This is a genomic window from Trichococcus sp. K1Tr (genome assembly GCF_028309625.1).
In the GTDB taxonomy this organism is placed as follows: Bacteria; Bacillota; Bacilli; order Lactobacillales; family Aerococcaceae; genus Trichococcus.
On the sequence record NZ_JAQMHR010000009.1, the window covers coordinates 89448 to 105845 of the forward strand.

The 16398-nt window shown below is 48.2% G+C and carries 17 protein-coding genes, 3 tRNA genes and 2 rRNA genes; 5 read left to right on the plus strand and 17 right to left on the minus strand.

The window, feature by feature from the left end:
* Positions 1-68: 68 nt before the first annotated feature.
* From glmM to cdaA, 3 genes are all read right to left on the minus strand, one after another.
* Entirely contained in the window at positions 69-1421 is a 1353-nt protein-coding gene (gene glmM, locus PH235_RS12545) for a phosphoglucosamine mutase (RefSeq protein WP_272162672.1), read from the minus strand.
* Between the two features lie 64 nt (positions 1422-1485).
* On the minus strand, positions 1486-2595 hold the full coding sequence (locus PH235_RS12550; protein WP_272162673.1) for a CdaR family protein: 1110 nt from the start codon (positions 2593-2595) through the stop codon (positions 1486-1488).
* A complete protein-coding gene (cdaA, locus tag PH235_RS12555) occupies positions 2592-3434 on the minus strand; it encodes a diadenylate cyclase CdaA (protein WP_272162674.1) in 843 nt (280 codons plus the stop codon). Before cdaA ends, PH235_RS12550 begins: the two co-directional genes overlap by 4 nt.
* Before the next feature lie 221 nt (positions 3435-3655).
* Between cdaA and PH235_RS12560 the strand changes: the two genes are divergently transcribed.
* Positions 3656-4078 carry a cupin domain-containing protein gene (locus PH235_RS12560; RefSeq protein ID WP_086989505.1) on the plus strand — a complete coding sequence of 141 codons (423 nt, stop codon included), beginning with the start codon at positions 3656-3658 and terminating at the stop codon, positions 4076-4078.
* Between the two features lie 64 nt (positions 4079-4142).
* On the opposite strand, the gene PH235_RS12565 is transcribed toward PH235_RS12560, so the two are convergent.
* The 6 genes from PH235_RS12565 to yidD all read right to left on the minus strand — a co-directional run bounded on the left by PH235_RS12565 (position 4143) and on the right by yidD (position 7087).
* Complete coding sequence (locus PH235_RS12565; protein ID WP_272162675.1) at positions 4143-4343, minus strand: hypothetical protein; 201 nt, start codon at positions 4341-4343, stop codon at positions 4143-4145.
* 236 nt (positions 4344-4579) lie between these two features.
* Positions 4580-4651: transfer RNA gene (locus PH235_RS12570), tRNA-Gln, on the minus strand.
* Position 4652: 1 nt separating this feature from the next.
* Positions 4653-4736 (minus strand) — tRNA-Tyr (locus tag PH235_RS12575).
* Positions 4737-4864: 128 nt separating this feature from the next.
* Positions 4865-6448 (minus strand): ABC1 kinase family protein, encoded by a 1584-nt coding sequence (locus PH235_RS12580; RefSeq protein ID WP_272162676.1) that lies wholly within the window; start codon positions 6446-6448, stop codon positions 4865-4867.
* A gap of 30 nt (positions 6449-6478) precedes the next feature.
* The gene (locus PH235_RS12585) at positions 6479-6760 is read right to left on the minus strand and encodes a phasin family protein (protein ID WP_106450588.1); all 282 of its coding nucleotides are present in this window, start codon (positions 6758-6760) and stop codon (positions 6479-6481) included.
* Positions 6761-6805: 45 nt separating this feature from the next.
* Positions 6806-7087, minus strand: coding sequence for a membrane protein insertion efficiency factor YidD (gene yidD / locus PH235_RS12590; protein ID WP_272162677.1), 282 nt, complete (start codon positions 7085-7087; stop codon positions 6806-6808).
* 176 nt (positions 7088-7263) lie between these two features.
* Between yidD and PH235_RS12595 the strand changes: the two genes are divergently transcribed.
* A complete protein-coding gene (locus PH235_RS12595) occupies positions 7264-7851 on the plus strand; it encodes an ECF transporter S component (RefSeq protein WP_272162678.1) in 588 nt (195 codons plus the stop codon).
* 49 nt (positions 7852-7900) lie between these two features.
* On the opposite strand, the gene PH235_RS12600 is transcribed toward PH235_RS12595, so the two are convergent.
* On the minus strand, positions 7901-8563 hold the full coding sequence (locus PH235_RS12600) for a TVP38/TMEM64 family protein (RefSeq protein WP_272162679.1): 663 nt from the start codon (positions 8561-8563) through the stop codon (positions 7901-7903).
* 350 nt (positions 8564-8913) lie between these two features.
* On the opposite strand from PH235_RS12600, the gene PH235_RS12605 reads away from it, so the two are divergent.
* Both PH235_RS12605 and PH235_RS12610 read left to right on the plus strand, forming a co-directional pair.
* Positions 8914-10134: an MFS transporter gene (locus tag PH235_RS12605; protein WP_272162680.1), complete on the plus strand. Its 1221-nt coding sequence runs from the start codon at positions 8914-8916 to the stop codon at positions 10132-10134.
* 74 nt (positions 10135-10208) lie between these two features.
* Positions 10209-11627 carry an alanine/glycine:cation symporter family protein gene (locus PH235_RS12610; RefSeq protein WP_272162681.1) on the plus strand — a complete coding sequence of 473 codons (1419 nt, stop codon included), beginning with the start codon at positions 10209-10211 and terminating at the stop codon, positions 11625-11627.
* Positions 11628-11702: 75 nt separating this feature from the next.
* On the opposite strand, the gene PH235_RS12615 is transcribed toward PH235_RS12610, so the two are convergent.
* Positions 11703-13031 carry a DUF2254 domain-containing protein gene (locus tag PH235_RS12615; RefSeq protein ID WP_272162682.1) on the minus strand — a complete coding sequence of 443 codons (1329 nt, stop codon included), beginning with the start codon at positions 13029-13031 and terminating at the stop codon, positions 11703-11705.
* 180 nt (positions 13032-13211) lie between these two features.
* Here PH235_RS12615 and PH235_RS12620 point away from each other — a divergent pair, with 180 nt between their 5' ends.
* Positions 13212-13619 carry a hypothetical protein gene (locus PH235_RS12620; protein WP_272162683.1) on the plus strand — a complete coding sequence of 136 codons (408 nt, stop codon included), beginning with the start codon at positions 13212-13214 and terminating at the stop codon, positions 13617-13619.
* On the opposite strand, the gene PH235_RS12625 is transcribed toward PH235_RS12620, so the two are convergent.
* From PH235_RS12625 to rrf (PH235_RS12650), 6 genes are all read right to left on the minus strand, one after another.
* Positions 13595-13762: a hypothetical protein gene (locus tag PH235_RS12625; protein ID WP_272162684.1), complete on the minus strand. Its 168-nt coding sequence runs from the start codon at positions 13760-13762 to the stop codon at positions 13595-13597. The genes PH235_RS12620 and PH235_RS12625 overlap by 25 nt on opposite strands.
* Positions 13763-13922: 160 nt before the next feature.
* Positions 13923-13995: transfer RNA gene (locus tag PH235_RS12630), tRNA-Thr, on the minus strand.
* Positions 13996-14163: 168 nt separating this feature from the next.
* Complete coding sequence (gene metA, locus PH235_RS12635) at positions 14164-15108, minus strand: homoserine O-acetyltransferase MetA (protein WP_272162685.1); 945 nt, start codon at positions 15106-15108, stop codon at positions 14164-14166.
* A 563-nt stretch (positions 15109-15671) separates the two neighbouring features.
* Positions 15672-15956, minus strand: a complete 285-nt coding sequence (locus PH235_RS12640) for a GNAT family N-acetyltransferase (RefSeq protein ID WP_272162686.1) — start codon at positions 15954-15956, stop codon at positions 15672-15674.
* 163 nt (positions 15957-16119) lie between these two features.
* Positions 16120-16235, minus strand: a 5S ribosomal RNA gene (gene rrf, locus PH235_RS12645).
* Between the two features lie 41 nt (positions 16236-16276).
* Positions 16277-16392, minus strand: a 5S ribosomal RNA gene (gene rrf, locus PH235_RS12650).
* Between the last annotated feature and the right edge of the window lie 6 nt (positions 16393-16398).

Below are 16398 nucleotides of genomic sequence, written 5' to 3' on the forward strand. Positions count from 1 at the left end.
AAAAAAACGCCGTGGAACACTACCCTAGCAGTGTTCCACGACCTAAAATGTTTTACAGTCTCTCTATCTTAGATGCCGATTTCGGCTTTTACGACATTTACGATGCGCATAACGTAGTCATGGCATTTTTCATCCGTTTCAGCTTCAGCCATCACGCGCAACAAAGGTTCTGTTCCGCTTGGGCGCACCAAAATGCGGCCTTTGCCTGCCATTTCAGCTTCCACTTCTTCGATGATTGCTTTCACAGCCGGAATCTCCATTACGCCTTCTTTTTCGGAAACGCGCACGTTCACCAATTCTTGCGGGTAAAGCGTCACTTCATCGGCCAGTTCGGAAAGTTTTTTGCCGGTCTGTTTCATGACATTCAGCAATTGGATACCCGTCAAAAGGCCATCCCCGGTCGTGTTCATTTCCAGGAAGACAACGTGTCCGGATTGCTCGCCGCCCAAATTGTAGCCATTTTTGCGCATTTCTTCAACAACATAACGGTCGCCGACTTGCGTCTTCAAGGCAGTCATTCCTTCAGCTTCCACCGCTAAATGGAAACCCAGGTTGCTCATGACAGTGGAGACGATCGTATTGTGGTTCAGTTTGTTGCGGTCCTTCAGGTATTTTCCACAGATGAACATGATCCGGTCGCCATCGATAATGCGTCCATTTTCATCCACAGCGATACAGCGGTCGCCGTCGCCATCGAATGCCAAGCCGACATCGGCTTTTTTCTCAACGACAAATTTACCTAGGACATCCGGATGCGTAGAACCGACGCCTTTGTTTATGTTGATGCCGTCAGGATTTGCGCCCATCGTAAAGAAATCCGTTTCCAAATCCGCAAAAAGGCGATTGATGATCGGAGAAGTTGCCCCGTTTGCCGCATCCAGGCAGACTGTGATGCCGGAAAGATCATCCGGGATGGTCGTCTGCAAATATTGTGCATATTTCAGGACGCCTTCAGGATATTCATCCACCGTACCCAAGCCGTCTGCGGAAGGTCTCGGCAAATCGTCCCCTTCTTGATCCAAATAGGCCTCGATTTCGTATTCCTGTTCGTCCGACAGTTTAAAACCGTCAGCTCCGAAGAATTTGATGCCGTTGTCGCCTGCGGGATTGTGCGATGCAGAGATCATGACCCCAGCAACGGCACCTTGGATGCGTGTCAGATAAGCGACGCCGGGTGTCGGGATGACTCCCAATTGCAATACTTCGATACCGACCGACAATAAGCCGGAAACCAATGCGTATTCCAACAATTGACCGGAGATCCTCGTATCACGCGCAACCAAAACAAGCGGATGTGCGATATCTTTAGCATGCTGTCTTAGGACATATCCTCCAAAACGGCCTAATTTGAAAGCTAATTCCGGCGTCAATTCGCTGTTCGCAACGCCTCTGACACCGTCTGTTCCAAAATATTTACCCATTACCTGTAATCTCCTTTAGATCTTTCATTTATTTTCTTTGCATGGATTTGTTTGATTTTTGATTTTATGAGCTGCTCTCCGATTGACTCGCTTCGCTGTCCTGATTGTCTGAAGCCGAAGATGCGATGGCGCTGCTTTCGTCGGCGGAAGAGGAGGATTCCCCTTCATCAGTGGTGGCCTCCGAATCGGCTGCGGCCTCGGCAGCATCCGACACGCGGATGTTTACCTTGATTGTGGTCGGCGTAGCCGTCAAAGTGTCATTCGGGACCGGAATCGTGAGTGTTTGGGTGGTGTTGCTCTCCACACCCGTGACACTGACCGGCAGAATCACTTCATCGATATCGGCAAGCACAGACTTATCGCCTGTCAAGGTCACACTGGATTCCCCATCCACTTCAATCGTATAGATTTTGCCTTCAAGCGGCACCCCGATCTGTTGGATGACCAACGGCACTTCTTTCCCGTATAGGGAGATCGGAATCCGGACGGAAATTTCTTGCGGATCGACGGAAACATTCAACTTATTCCCGCTTGCGTCCACTACTTGTATTACAGTATTCATATTCACAGTATTTGTCAAGCCATTTTCAGCCGCAACCGTCACGTAAACACTATCCACACGGCTTATGGTCGAGGCTGGTCCGGTTAACGTCACGGTATCCGCACTCAGTTCCGGAACGCCCGCCAGATACAGCGGATTGACCAATGATTCATCGAAGCGGACTTCCACTGTGCTCTCGATGGCAACCCGCTCTTCAATGACGACATTTACACGCGATGGCGTGATCGCATAGTCGATTTCATTCGAGAGATTTTCGGCGGTCAATTGGATCGTATGGTTGCCTGGCCCCAGTTCATCCAGGTCTTCTGTGACGATGCGGTAATCCGCAGCGGAAATCGTCTGCACGAGTACGCTCTCCGGACCGGTCAGGGCCAACACCACCGTTTCCGGCAATCCTGAAATGAAATACTCGTCCGTGTCGATGTTCACTTGGATTGGGACATTCGAAATGGTCTCACGCTTGCTTGTGCTGATGGAACTGTTGCTGGTGCTCGTGGACCAGCCATAGTTTTCTGAGTAGACATAGGCGAACAACAATAAGGAAATCACGAAAGAGAGGCCTCTGACGACCCACTTGTTTTCCAAAAACTTATCGTCTTGCTGCTTTCTCATTCAGAACCACCCCACTTCGTATTGTCAAAGAAATCCTGAATGAAATTGGTAGTCTTTTCTTCCTCTTCCTCCACGACCAATTGATCCGTCAGGTAGGCGACAAAATCATCGCGGTTCATTTCGCGCAACAGACTCGTCTTATGGGCAATGCTGACGCCCCCGGTCTCTTCCGAAACGATGATCGTGATGGCATCGCTGACTTCACCCAGTCCGATTGCGGCACGGTGCCGCGTTCCCAGCTCCTTCGGGATGAAGGAACTTTCTGATAGCGGCAGATAACTGGCTGCGGTCGCGATTTTGTAATCCTGGATGATGACCGCTCCGTCATGCAAAGGCGTGTTGGGGATGAAAATGTTGATCAGCAGCTGGTTGGTTACCTCTCCGCCGATTCTTATCCCCGTTGCAGCGTACTCATCCAGCAAACCTTGCTGCTCGATGGATATCAACGCTCCGATTTTCCGCTTTGCCATATATTGGACAGCCTTGTCCAACTCCGTCACCAAGCGTTCGCTCATATTGACCGAGCGTTTGGCTTTCTTTCTGAATCCTGTTTTGCCCAGATGCTCCAAACCTCTTCTGATTTCCGGCTGGAACACGATAATGACCGCCACGACACCCCATTGGATGACGCGGTTCATGATCCAATCTATGGTCTGCAACTGAAGCGTGACAGCAGCCAGTTTGATCAGCACGATGATCCCGATACCTTTCAGCAATTGAATGGAACGCGTACCTTTTAAAATCATGATCAACTTGTAGACCAGATACCATACCAATAGGATATCCACTATATCAAAGGCATTGCTCCAGGTGATCACTTCTCCCCAATCGATTGACACATGCGCACCTCCACGTTCAAAGTTATATCGTCAATTATATCACAAATAATCCGACCGAATGGAAGTGATTCCTTGAGAAAGCGCTTCAGGAGCGTTACAATGGAAGCAGATGGGCAATCGATCACAGCTGAAGAATATCGTTTGCAAATCCAGCTCACATTGCTATACTTAGTTTATAATGATTACAATAAGATAATTAATTTAAATTAGGAGGAATTCAAATGAGTATCGATTTTAAGGACCACGGCAAAAAACCTTACGTAGTGAATATCGAGGACGCAACCCTGCAGAACGAAAACTACCGCACCACAATCTGGACCGGCGAAAAATTACAGGTGACGGTGATGACGATCCAACCGAACGATGACATCGGATTGGAAGTCCACCATGGCATCGACCAATTCATCCGCATCGAAGAAGGCGACGGTGTTTGCGTGATGGGCGATTCAGAGGATGATCTATATTTCAAACAGAAAGTATCCGACGATGATGCTGTCTTTGTCCCTGCCGACAAATGGCACAACATCACCAACACAGGGGACAAACCACTCAAGCTGTATACGATTTACGCAGGCCCTGACCACGTGCCCGGAACCGTCCACCCGACCCACGAAGACGCAAAAAACGATCCAAACGAACATTAAATACGAAAAGCAAAACGAGCCCAGGAAATTAATCCCGGGCTCGTTTTTTTCGTGATGATAAAAATCAATCAACCAGTTTCGCCAATTCTTCTTCAGGCAAGTAGAACGATACTTTGCCGCATTGCGGGCAAACAGCCGCTTCCAAAGCCGCTTTTGTGTGTCCGTTCAATGTTTTTTCCTTCGCCAACTCAACAAGATAAACCCCTTGCGAATACAGACCCAGTCCTTCAATCAAACCAACGTTGCAATCTGTGCATTTAGCCATTGTATTTCCCCTGCTTTCTCTTCGATAATTGTCTATTTTTTTGAAACATACGCCTCATCCATCATATCACGTTTTTTTGTTTAAACTTTTTACTAAATTATGAACTTTTCTATCATGACAAGCAGGAATCAATGCCGCAGAATGCAAAAAGACGCCCCAAAATCATCAAAAATGATTTCAGGAACGCCTTTTTAGACAAACTATTCGTTTCCAATGAGCTTCATAAGCTCGTTTGACTGGGCTAGCTGGATTCGAACCAACGAATGACAGAGTCAAAGTCTGTTGCCTTACCGCTTGGCGATAGCCCAATGGTGGAGGGAGGCAGATTCGAACTGCCGAACCCGAAAGAGCGGATTTACAGTCCGCCGCGTTTAGCCACTTCGCTATCCCTCCGTTAGCTTTCCTTAAAAAGCTGACCAATATATGATATAACAGCGGCAATCGATTTTCAAGAGGTTCTTTTCAATTTTTAACAGTTTTTAATGCGGAGGTAACTCTGAAAAAAGCACAAACTTCTGCACTCATAGGTTCCCCGAACGAAAAATCGAAATCAGCAACCAGATGCTGAACAAGCCGGCGATCACAAAGCCCGCTTGCCCCAGGAACTGCCCTCCTGGCGTGCCCGACATGATGGCGGATGACAAAAGCAACCCGGCAACAACCAAAGAAATGACGACGCGGTTGGACATTTTTTTGACGTCCTTCCACTTGTCATCCAGCTGGTCGACGTCGATCCGCAGCATGGTCCTGCCGCTTGCCGTCTGCTTCAGCAGAGCCAACAGGCTGCTTGGGATCTCGCTGCTGTCTTTGATGAAGGCATAGCCCCGCAAAGCCAATTTTTCCGCAGAAAATTTCTGCATCAGCGTCGTAAGCGTAAAACTTTCCTTCAGATAATCCTTCGCGATCGAAATCAGGTTCAACTCAGGGGAAATTTCCAGAAAAACGCCTTCCAGTATCGACAAAGACTTCGCGAGGATTGTCAGATCGCTCGGGATGGCGATGTTATGCCGTTTGAACATCCGGATGAAATCGGTGATGAAAGTGCCCAGGTTCACGTTCAGCATATTGTTCGAAAGGTACATATCGAACAGCAACTCGACATCAGCGTACAGACTGCGTTTGTCAACCCGTCCTTTTGGCGTCCCCAATTCCAGACAGACTTTCACCATCCGATCAAGATCTTTCGAGGCCAAGCCCTGGAGAATATCGTTCAGCGATTTTTTCGTAGGCTCCGACAGATCTCCCATAATGCCAAAATCGATGAAATAGATTTTGCCTTCTTTGACGATCAGGTTGCCGGGATGGGGATCCCCATGGAAAAAGCCGTCGTGGAAAACTTGTTTCAGATAGGCCAGCATCAATTTGCGGCTGATGTCGTCCAAATCATAGCCAAGCAAATCCAACTGTTCGCGGTTGGTGATTTTGGTGCCTTCGATGTACTCTTCCACCAGTACCCTGCGCGTCGTAAGCCCGGAATAGATCTTCGGGACGCCGATGCAGGCGATGTTGGCGTTAAGGTCCCGGAAACGCTGCAGAAGCTGGGATTCATTGCGGAAATCCAGTTCGATCAAGGTGTTCGCCTTCACTTGCTCCAACGCTTCTTTGGGATCGACTACCTCAACCAGTTCCTTCGGGATTTTTCTGCTGAGGCGGATCAGGATATCCAAATCCCGGATCAACAGATCATCGATGATCGGGCGCTGCACTTTCACGACCACTTCCTCCCCGGTACGGAGAACCGCCCGATGGACCTGGGCAATCGATGCGCTGGCGAGCGGTTTTTCATCGATGGACAGGAAGGCTTCGCCTAATGACAGTTTGGTTTCTTCCATAAAGATGCGTTCGACTTCCGCAAACGGGAATTCCGGGGCCTTGTCCTGCAGATGCGCCAATTCTTCGACGAATGCCTGCGGGAGAATGTCGATCCGCGTGGAAAGGATCTGGCCGATCTTGATGAAGCTTGGCCCGAGTTTCTCGAAAGCAAGACGAAGGTTCTCCGGATCTTGATCTTTTCGGCTCGGCTTCACCTGGTTATGGTAAAGGAATTGCAGCCCGTAAGAGGACAGGATCCGGACTATTTCATGCAACCGTTCGTCTCTTGCCATCCTGACCCCTCCTTCAACTTTTACGGTTGCTTATTTGCTCAACAATTGATCCAGTTTGGCGTTGATCGCGTCCATCTTGGCTTCTAGCGCCTCCACATCCTCTTTTTTAGCGAACGGCAGATTATCGAGTTCCGCTTTCGTCGCCGGCACGATGCCCGAGGCTTTTCGGGTCAACTCCGTCTGCAGCTCTTTTCCTTCCTGGACCGTAACGCGCCCTTTTTCGACCATCTCATTGATCAGCTTTTCAGCCTTCTCGATCGAAGTGGAAGTGATGCCGACACCTGCTAAGAAAATCTTCTTTAATTCATCCATTTTAATCTCTCCTTTGATTGTTGAAATGGGAAAATCCGAAAAATCTTAGTGCTCATGGAAATGTTCATGCTCCGGGTGGCTGTGTTCGTCTTCTTTGTTGCGGCGGATGCTGAATTGTTCCGGAACCGGATCGTAGCCGCCTTTGACGAAAGGATGACATCTGAGAATGCGTGCGATGCCCATTAGGCTGCCCTTGATTGCGCCATGTTTTTGGATGGCTTGGACCGAATAGTTCGAGCAGGTCGGGTAATACCGGCAGCTCGGTGGGAACAGTGGCGATATAAATTTCTGGTAACCACTTATCAAACCTATAAAAATTTTTTTCATGGCGGCTTCCTTTCTGGCTCTATACTGCTATTTTACCCTTTTTCTCCCTAAAATAAAATAATTGCGTATCATAATAAAAGGACTTCCGCTTCCGCTATTTTTTTTCGGAACTATTTGGTAGAATACCTATATATCGGCGCTTGCCGAAATGCAAATACAAAAGAGGTTGAGCACTAATGAATCCACAAAAAAATAAAACGTACCGCATCGCCATTCTTGGCATTCTGTCTGCGTTCATCATCATCCAGACATTCGTTCCCTTCCTGGGCAACATTCCCATTCCACCGCTGAATCCGACCATCATCCACATCACGGTCATCGTAGCCGCTTTCGTCCTGAGCACGAAGGATGGCATGCTGATCGGACTTGTCTGGGGCTTGGCGCGCATGGTCAAAGCCTACACCCTGCCGGCATCCCCGTTGGATCTGCTGCTCTGGACCAATCCGATCATCGCAGTCGTGCCGCGCGTCATGGTAGGGCTTGTGGCAGGACTTGTTTTCCATGCTTTCCTGAAACGCAAACAGGAAAAACGCGGGATGGTCATCGCAGCCGTTTTGGGCTCGCTGACCAACACAGTGCTTGTGTTGGGATTCATAGCCCTCTTCTACGGCAATGAATACGCCACAGCCCTGAATGTCGATCCGTCCAACTTGTTGAAGGTACTGGCCGGCATCGTCGCAACCAACGGACTCGGCGAAGCCGTCGCAGCCGGGTTTATTGCGCCGTTCATCGCAACTGCCTTGATGAAGGTCAGAAGAAAATAAGCGTAAAAAAACGATGCGCCCCCGTGGCTCATCGTTTTTGTTTTGGATTTTATTGCAATACCGGCTGAATGGCTAACCAGCCTTTGATGAGCGTCGGCATGTTCAGAAACACCCAAGTCACAATCGATGCTCCACCGATGCCATAGAAGTACAGGGTAATCGGCTTGAACAGGAGGAAAATGACTAGGAAACGCTTCATGGACATTTTCGTCAGACCGGCGACCATGCAGAGAAAATCATCCGGGAAGCCGGGAAGCGCAAAGGCTGAGGCCATCAGCCATTCGAAACGATTTCCTTTTATCAACCAACCATAATATTTTCTGTAGGTTTCTTCCGAAACGAATGCTCTTACGAATGTTTTCCCATATTTGCGAGCCAAGATGAAATTGATGATCGAACCGATCAACACACCGATGAAACTGTATGTGAATCCCCAAAGCGGACCGAAAACAAGTGGAGCCACTACGATTGTTACTCCGCCCGGAATGATGGGATAGACGACCTGAATGATTTGGATCAGCAAGAAAATGATGGGTGCATAAATGCCCATTCCATCCAACATCGCTTTCAAACTGCCTTCAGCTTCAAAGAAGCCTGTCCGATAGATCCAAATGCCTAAGAGAAGTGTCGCAACGGTTCCCGCTACCGTCAAAATCTGGACGATCTTGCGGTTGAATGCAATCCCTTGATGGGTGGTGTTCTCCAATTCCACTTCTTCACCTCTTATCACTTTTTGGTGTTGCCCTACTTCCGATTATACCCGACAAACATAAATTTCCTGTGAATTTACCTTATCGATTCCGTGAACCGCACACGCTGACAACGCTTCCTTTTTTCGTGTCTTCAGTATAATGCAACTAATGTGTGCCCGCCTCTGACTAAAGTCGGATTTTCTTCCCCGATTATAAACACTTCCCGACATTTTGTCCATAAAAAGAAAATTAAGATTTTCTTAGCAGGAAAAAGTAAAGCTGCCTTGCGCTTACAGGCGGCTCCGGCTGGAAAAATCCCGGCAGCTATGATACTTTCAATGTATAGAAACTTTTATAAGATAGGTGATTTATGGCAACAACATTCTCAAAGAACATCCGATCGACTTTGGCCAGTTCTTTCATAAACAGTTTGATCTATTCCTGCACGATCCCATTCCTAGTAATCTATCTGGCCGGCATCTTCAATGCGCAGCTGACCGGCCTGCTCGTCATGACAAACGTGATCGTCAGCTTCTTGGCCGGCATCGTCGGCGGTTATCTGGCGGATAATTTTCAAAGAAAGAAAATCCTGTATCTTTTCCAGAGTCTGTATGGAGGCTCTTTGCTTTTGATTGCCCTCAGATTTTTAGGCCTGCTTTCGGCAGATGGGTGGTTGATTCTCGGTTATCTCGTCTGCGGCATTTCCTTCAATCTCTATTCACCTGCATACGATGCCGTACTGATGGACTGCACCACCGTCGAAAATCGGAAACAGGCCTACCAATGGCAATATTGGACCTTCAATTTGTCGATGGCGCTAGGCTTTTCGCTTGGCGGGTTCCTTTTTCAGCACTTCCTGTTCCAACTGTTTCTGGTGGCCGGTATAGCGCAACTGGCGATGGCCCTGTTGTTTCGGAGCCAGTTGGACTACACCAATGCCACCGCTCAGAAACAGCATAACAACAGACTGAAGGACCTATTTTCGAACTACAGCATCGCCGCTAAAGATACCCGTTGGCTCTTTTTGATCCTTGGCATGGCGCTTTTCAACACGGCCGAATTTTCGCTGAAGACCTACACCGCCGTCCGGCTTTCGAAGGAGTTCGAAACGCTGACGCTCTTCACGGTTCCGATCGATGGCGTCAGGATGCTCAGTCTGCTGCAGGTCCTCAACACGCTGCTTGTCGTCGGCTTCACTTTCTTGGTCTCGCGCTTCACTGAAAAGAGATCCGAAAAGGCGACGATCCTTTACGGACTTGTGGTCTGTGTTGTCAGCTATGGTTTGATTGCCATCATGAACAATATCTATATCCTGATTCCATTAATGATCTTGGCGACCATCGGCGAGTTGGCTTCCTCCCCGAACATCAATGCCCGCAAAGTCGACCTTGTCCCTGAAGATAAGCAAGCTTCTTATCTGGCCTTCAGCTCGCTCTCTTACCAAGGCGCTGACCTGTTGGCCGCTTTTGCATTGACGCTCAGCGGGTACATCTCGGCCGGTTTCATCGCCGGCTACATCATCATTTTGGGCTTGGTCGGCACCTCGCTCACCGTCAGCAGTCTGTACGGGCGCAAAAATAAAGTAATATAAAGTAATATGGAGAAATTTATCCTTCCGCTGAAGCGCTTATTGTTCCTGTCGGTACTCCGACAAAGGAGGCAATCATGATGGAAATCGTAAAATGGCTCAACGACACGATCATCTGGGGCATCCCCATGCTGGTCCTGATGCTGGGGACCGGGCTGTATCTGACTGTCAAGACCAAAGCCGTCATCTTCACCCGCTTCGGGACAGTGATGGCCAACACGCTGAAGACGGTTTTCCGGAAGCCGAAGGAAATCGAAGCCGGCACAATCACACCTTTCCAAGCGGTCTGCACGGCTCTGGCCGGAACGGTCGGGACCGGCAATATCGTCGGGGTGGCCGTTGCCATCAGCGTCGGCGGACCAGGCGCCATCTTTTGGATGTGGACATCCGCTATCCTCGGCATGGTCACGAAATATGCGGAAACCACCCTAGCGCTCGCCTACCGCGAGAAAAACGCAAAAGGTGAATATGTGGGCGGCCCGATGTATTACATCAGCAAAGGCCTGGGTTTTCCCAAGCTGGCCTATCTGTTTTGCTTGTTTACGGCCTTTACCTCGATCGGCGGCGGCAACATCGTCCAAGCGAACGCCGTAGCCGGCAGCTTGAGGGATGCTGTGTCAATCCCTGCTTGGGTAAGCGGACTGCTCTTGGGTCTTTTTGTGGCCTTGGTCGTAGTGGGGGGCATCAAGCGGATCGCAAGCGTCGCGGAGAAATTGATTCCCTTCATGTCGCTGATTTACACAGGCGCGGCCATCTTTATCCTGATTGTGCAGCGTAATCAGATCCCCTCCGCTCTCGCCACGATTTTCACGGATGCCTTCACCGGCACGGCGGCTGTCGGTGGCTTTACGGGAGCTTCCTTGATGTATGCCGCCCGGATTGGTGTAGCACGCGGAGTGTTCACGAATGAAGCCGGCCTCGGCAGCGCACCGATTGCCCACTCCACAGCCAACACCGACCATCCGGCGCGTCAAGGCTGTTGGGGGGCTTTCGAAGTCTTCTTCGATACGATCATCATGTGCACCATCACTGCCCTAGTGATCATCATCAGCGGAACCTGGAAAGACGCCTCGATCGATGGCACGGAGATGTCCAACCGCGCATTCAGCGCCGTCATCCCAGGCGGGGAATACATCATTTCCATCGGCATCGTCCTTTTCGCCTTCGCGACCATCATCGCTTGGTACTACTATTCAGAAAAAGCGATCGAATTCATCGCCGGCCAAAAAACGATCTTTGTCTATCGGATCCTTTTCATCGGGTCCATCGTCTACGGAGCCACAGCGACCGTGGATGTCGTCTGGGAGATTTCCGATTTGTCGAACGGGCTGATGGCGATCCCGAATCTGATCGCTTTGATCGGCCTGGTCGGACCTATCGTCGCATTGACGAACGATTTCTTCGCTGATCCCGGAACGATCCGGCCGAAAGATCAATCCTATGAATCTCTCCTTCAAATCAAGCCCGACATCCTATCCGGCAAGAATAAGAAATGAATGCCTGAGACTACCGTTCAGTGAAGCCGTATAGCGTAAAGAAGAGGAACTCGAGCACGCTCGAATTCCTCTTCTTTATTTTTCTTCGTCGCGGGCGATTCCCAGAATGCGCTGCTGCCGTTCCTCGATGTTTTGCCGGTCCAATCTTTCCGTGAAATTCGGCCCCGTCAGATTGGACAAATAATTGCTGTAATCCTTTATGTAGCTCAATTTCTTCGGATGCGCGGCATAAGCAACCGTCAGCAACGAATCAAACAGGGCAACTACTCCGGAAATATCCGTCTTCATGTAATGGATCAACTGCCAATAGCTTTCATATAAGTCTTTGGAGAAATTATTGAAATCATAGAACACACAGCCGCTATATCGCAATGTTTCCTCATCGAAGTCCTTCTTTTCCTCTCCCATCAAAACAAATCTTCCGGGTAGACGGGCAAACTTGGCATCCAACAAGGCCTTGTAATGCAGGATGTGAATCGCAGTGTTCGGATCGTTGATTCCCGGCGAAACTGCCCGCAGCGCAATCTCAATCATTTTTTTACGGGCAAAATTCGGATCGAACATCGTGGAGGGCTCCGTTTCGTAGGTCAAGCTGTGGTTCAGCACTTCCTGCAGCCGCGGCTCGGCCTCCAATTTCCGGTTCGTGTGAAAAATGGCCAACGGTTCATTGACAGAAAGAAATTCCCCAATCCTGAAGCGCAATACCGTGATCCCCTCAAATTCTGTGCTCAGCTCCACCAAACGATCGAAGTTGATGTATTCCACATAACCATTCCTATCAGCATGGACCGTGTACTGATGCAAAGTCTCTAATTGGGGCAGATGGTCAAACACCGGTTTCTCCTGAAAGTATGCGATCGTCTCATCGACTATCGTATCCGCCTCTTTGTAGATTTTATTCACCAGTTTTTCCAATTGCACGGATGTTGCGACATTATAGACAAACTTTATGAAGTAGACGACACAGGCTAGGGCATAGACGAGGGCGACCGTCGCGGAAATGACCAACTGTTCATTTTCCGAACTGCGCATAAAGAATAAGGATGAAAGACAGTAGATGAAGCCCCCCAGAAAAATTCCCAACGTCTGCATGGAGGTCTGGTGCAAAAGAAAATTTTCCACCGTCCGCGGACTGAAGTTGGAGGAGTAGAAGGAAATGACTGACAGCATCGTAGCAAACGTGAAGGTGGCCACCGAGAAGAGGGATCCTGCCAACAGGCTCAGTATGGATTTGGCCAAGTTGACGCTCGTCAGCAAAAAGGCCGGAAAATAATCAAGCGCCGTGATCAACCGCGTGTCGAGCAGAATGACACCAATCGCCAGCACGAACGCAAAGAGGACACTGCCTCCCAAAGTAATCCACATCCGTTTTTCTTCAAACGTCAATCGGAATGCCTGCAGCACATCCCTCACCCCTTTCAGGAAAAGTCCTACTTGTTGTTTCCTTCATCATACCATAGGCCCCTTCCATTGAAAAAAATATGGTATGCAAAGAAGGATACCATTCCGGAAAAGTACAAAAAACATTTCAAGCGCTTCCATTGAATGCTATGATGTACCTATCAAAAAAATGGAGGAAACCCTATGATCCATATCCTGTTATGCTGCGGCGGCGGATTTTCATCCAGCGCGCTGGCGGCAAAAGTAAAAAAAGACATCCAGCAATACCAGTTGGAAGACCAATTTGAAATCGAATTCTCCCCGTTCATGATCGCCGAGGAAAAAATGGATCGGTTCGATATTGTTGTTTGCTGTCCGCACCTGACTTATGACGTCAAAAAGATGGTCAAAAACACCAATCCCGACAAACCCATCTACATCTTGCCACCGCGCATGTACGGCTTGATCGATATCCGCGAATTGTCGACCGATGTTCTGGATGTACTCGAAATGTACAACCAGCAGCCTATAAACCCTGTCCATTTTCCTGGTGAAGAAAACATCATGCGCGTGAAGCGTTCTGTAGCCTACCGCCGCAGCAACGTCTCCTGAAAAAACCTAAGAACAACCGACTGAGGATGCGTTGCAGCCATCCCTGTGATCGTGCTGTCCCCTGCCCAAGTCAGTCGGGCCGGTTCCTTGATTTTTTTCTTGTCCATGTTAACCAGGAAGTGCTGCTGATCGTTTTTTTCCAAATTTGCTGCCTTCTTCATGAATGCCGTTCACTCAATAGATACGTATTCTGGAGGCAATTTCTTTTTCAACAAATATGAAATTTTTTTCGGCTAAAAATTTCAAAAAAAAACAGATATATCAAGCATCCCGAAAGACTTGATATATCTTAAAAAATGATTATGCCGGCTGCAGGATTTGAACCTGTGACCTCCGCGTTACGAGTGCGATGCTCTACCAACTGAGCTAAGCCGGCCTTGCGATGGATTCACTCAACAAGTGAACCACAACACAACAAATTATAAATAAATTTTGTCGATTTGTAAAGAGGACAATTTCGTCAAATTGAAATTGTCCTCTTTGCATACCTAGAAAAATCCCTTTACAGAGGTCAGCACGACAACAACAGCTTCCGTAAAAACTTTTAATCTTTAGCAGCCTTATTCCTTAATTCATGGATACGCTGCAAATCATATGGCGTTTCCTGATAAACGAAGTAATTCAGCCAATTCACGAAGAGGATATTGGCATGACCGCGCCATCGTACCACCGGACGCTTGCTCGGATCGTCATCAGGGTAATAATTGATTGGGATATTGATGGGCCGATCCAAAGCGACGTCACGCTTGTACTCCTTATCGAGCGTATCAAAATCATATTCGGCATGACCCGTCACAAACACAAAACGGTTGTCCCTGCTGCGGACAACGCTGACCCCTGCCTCTTCGGATATCGCAAGGATTTCAAGCTCACTGCAGGCCTCTATATCCGCTTTGCGGACATCAGTATGGCGGGAATGCGGCATGAAAAATTCATCATCAAAACCTCGGAGCAGCATCGTTCTGCTGTCGGTGATCTTGTGCTTGAACACACCGAACAGTTTCTCCTTCAGAGGGTACTTCCCGATATTGTAGTGATGGTACAGACCCGCTTGGGCTCCCCAACAGATATGCATCGTTGAGAAAACATGGCTGGCTGACCACTCCATGATGGACACCAATTCCGGCCAATATTCCACCTCTTCAAAGGCAAGATTCTCCACAGGCGCACCAGTGATGATCATGCCATCAAAGTATTGATCCTTGATGTCCGAAAAGGTCTTGTAGAAATAGTCCAAGTATTGCTCGGAAACATGCTTAGAATCATAGCTTTCCATCCGCAATAAGGATACTTCCACCTGCAGGGAAGTGTTCGAAAGCAAACGGATGAACTGGGTTTCCGTGGCTTGTTTTGTGGGCATCAGATTCACGATGATGATTTTTAACGGACGAATATCCTGGGTGACGGCCCTAAGTTCGTCCATGACGAAGATATTCTCTTTGGCCAACTCTTTGATGGCGGGCAAATCCTTCGATACTTTGATCGGCATATTTTCCACTCCTTTATAATTAAACAGTTCCTCTTGGCTCTTCAACAGCTCGCTTATGCACAAAAAAGCTCCCCTCACCACAGTCTTGCGACCATGGGACGAAAGCTTCGCGTTACCACCCATTTTTATAAGGATCTCACAATCCCTACCTCAAAAAGTACATAAAGTGATTGCGTGATCGCATATCCCTTTTATACTCTGCAGAATATCGCCTGCTTACGTAATCGAGCTGATTATTCACCCGATTAAAGGCTCCAAGACCATCTTCACTCTGTTCCGGTACGCTCCCTTTCACCAAATCAGGAGCTCTCTTTACGTACTTCCCAAAGTTACTCTTCTCATCGCTGCCCATGCTATTGTCAGATAAGACTTGTATTAATATAGTTAAAATTATCATCATTTCTTAATCTTGTCAATAGGTAAAACCGATCACAGTTGAACTCTTCGGAAACAGGCTCACTAACTTTAGCGGATTTCTCCGCAACAAAAAATAGCGAGCCGGAACTACTTCCCCTAATTCCGACCCGCTACTCTCATCTATATTAAAATAAGAGAGAACAGTTTTATATTTCTGCCTTGATATCGGCATACTTTTCGCGTTTGCGATCGAACATCGCCACAACATATGAGCAGCGCGGAACAATTTTTTTGCCTTCAGCCCGCATTTCTTCAACAAGGCGGTCCAGTAACATCTCAGCGACACCTTGTCCTCTCAATGAGGAATCAACATAAGTATGGTTGGCTATGACTTTATCTTCGCCATAAGGTGCATAAGTAATTTCAGCTATCATACATTCATTTTCATCATTCAAAGCGAAGCCATTTTTGGTCTTAACAAGATCTTCCATGCTTTATTCCCCCTCACCTTCTGACAACTATCCTTAAACATAGTTTAGCACGGTTCCCAGATTTTATATAATAAATCGACTCAAACCGGGTAAGCCCAGAGGCAAACAAAAAAGGCAATCGACATTTGCATCGACAGCCTTCTGATTATTTATATAAAAACATGCGCGGCAATGTCCTACTCTCACAAAGGGAAACCCTTCACTACAATCGGCGCTAAGAAGCTTAACTTCTGTGTTCGAGATGGGAACAGGTGTGACCTTCTTGCCATCATCACCGCACATGGTGATTCTGATATATATGTTTTATTTCAAAAAAAAAAGCGCGGCAACGTCCTACTCTCACAAAGGGAAACCCTTCACTACAATCGGCGCTAAGAAGCTTAACTTCTGTGTTCGAGATGGGAACAGGTGTGACCTTCTTGCCATCGTCACCGCACATTTT

Excerpts from the sequence above, each read along its gene's own strand:
- glmM (WP_272162672.1), bottom strand. The coding sequence starts at position 1,421 with ATGGGTAAATATTTTGGAACAGACGGTGTCAGAGGCGTTGCGAACAGC.
- PH235_RS12550 (WP_272162673.1), bottom strand. The coding sequence starts at position 2,595 with ATGAGAAAGCAGCAAGACGATAAGTTTTTGGAAAACAAGTGGGTCGTC.
- PH235_RS12560 (WP_086989505.1), top strand. The coding sequence starts at position 3,656 with ATGAGTATCGATTTTAAGGACCACGGCAAAAAACCTTACGTAGTGAAT.
- PH235_RS12565 (WP_272162675.1), bottom strand. The coding sequence starts at position 4,343 with ATGGCTAAATGCACAGATTGCAACGTTGGTTTGATTGAAGGACTGGGT.
- PH235_RS12580 (WP_272162676.1), bottom strand. The coding sequence starts at position 6,448 with ATGGCAAGAGACGAACGGTTGCATGAAATAGTCCGGATCCTGTCCTCT.
- PH235_RS12585 (WP_106450588.1), bottom strand. The coding sequence starts at position 6,760 with ATGGATGAATTAAAGAAGATTTTCTTAGCAGGTGTCGGCATCACTTCC.
- yidD (WP_272162677.1), bottom strand. The coding sequence starts at position 7,087 with ATGAAAAAAATTTTTATAGGTTTGATAAGTGGTTACCAGAAATTTATA.
- PH235_RS12595 (WP_272162678.1), top strand. The coding sequence starts at position 7,264 with ATGAATCCACAAAAAAATAAAACGTACCGCATCGCCATTCTTGGCATT.
- PH235_RS12605 (WP_272162680.1), top strand. The coding sequence starts at position 8,914 with ATGGCAACAACATTCTCAAAGAACATCCGATCGACTTTGGCCAGTTCT.
- PH235_RS12610 (WP_272162681.1), top strand. The coding sequence starts at position 10,209 with ATGATGGAAATCGTAAAATGGCTCAACGACACGATCATCTGGGGCATC.
- PH235_RS12620 (WP_272162683.1), top strand. The coding sequence starts at position 13,212 with ATGATCCATATCCTGTTATGCTGCGGCGGCGGATTTTCATCCAGCGCG.
- metA (WP_272162685.1), bottom strand. The coding sequence starts at position 15,108 with ATGCCGATCAAAGTATCGAAGGATTTGCCCGCCATCAAAGAGTTGGCC.
- PH235_RS12640 (WP_272162686.1), bottom strand. The coding sequence starts at position 15,956 with ATGGAAGATCTTGTTAAGACCAAAAATGGCTTCGCTTTGAATGATGAA.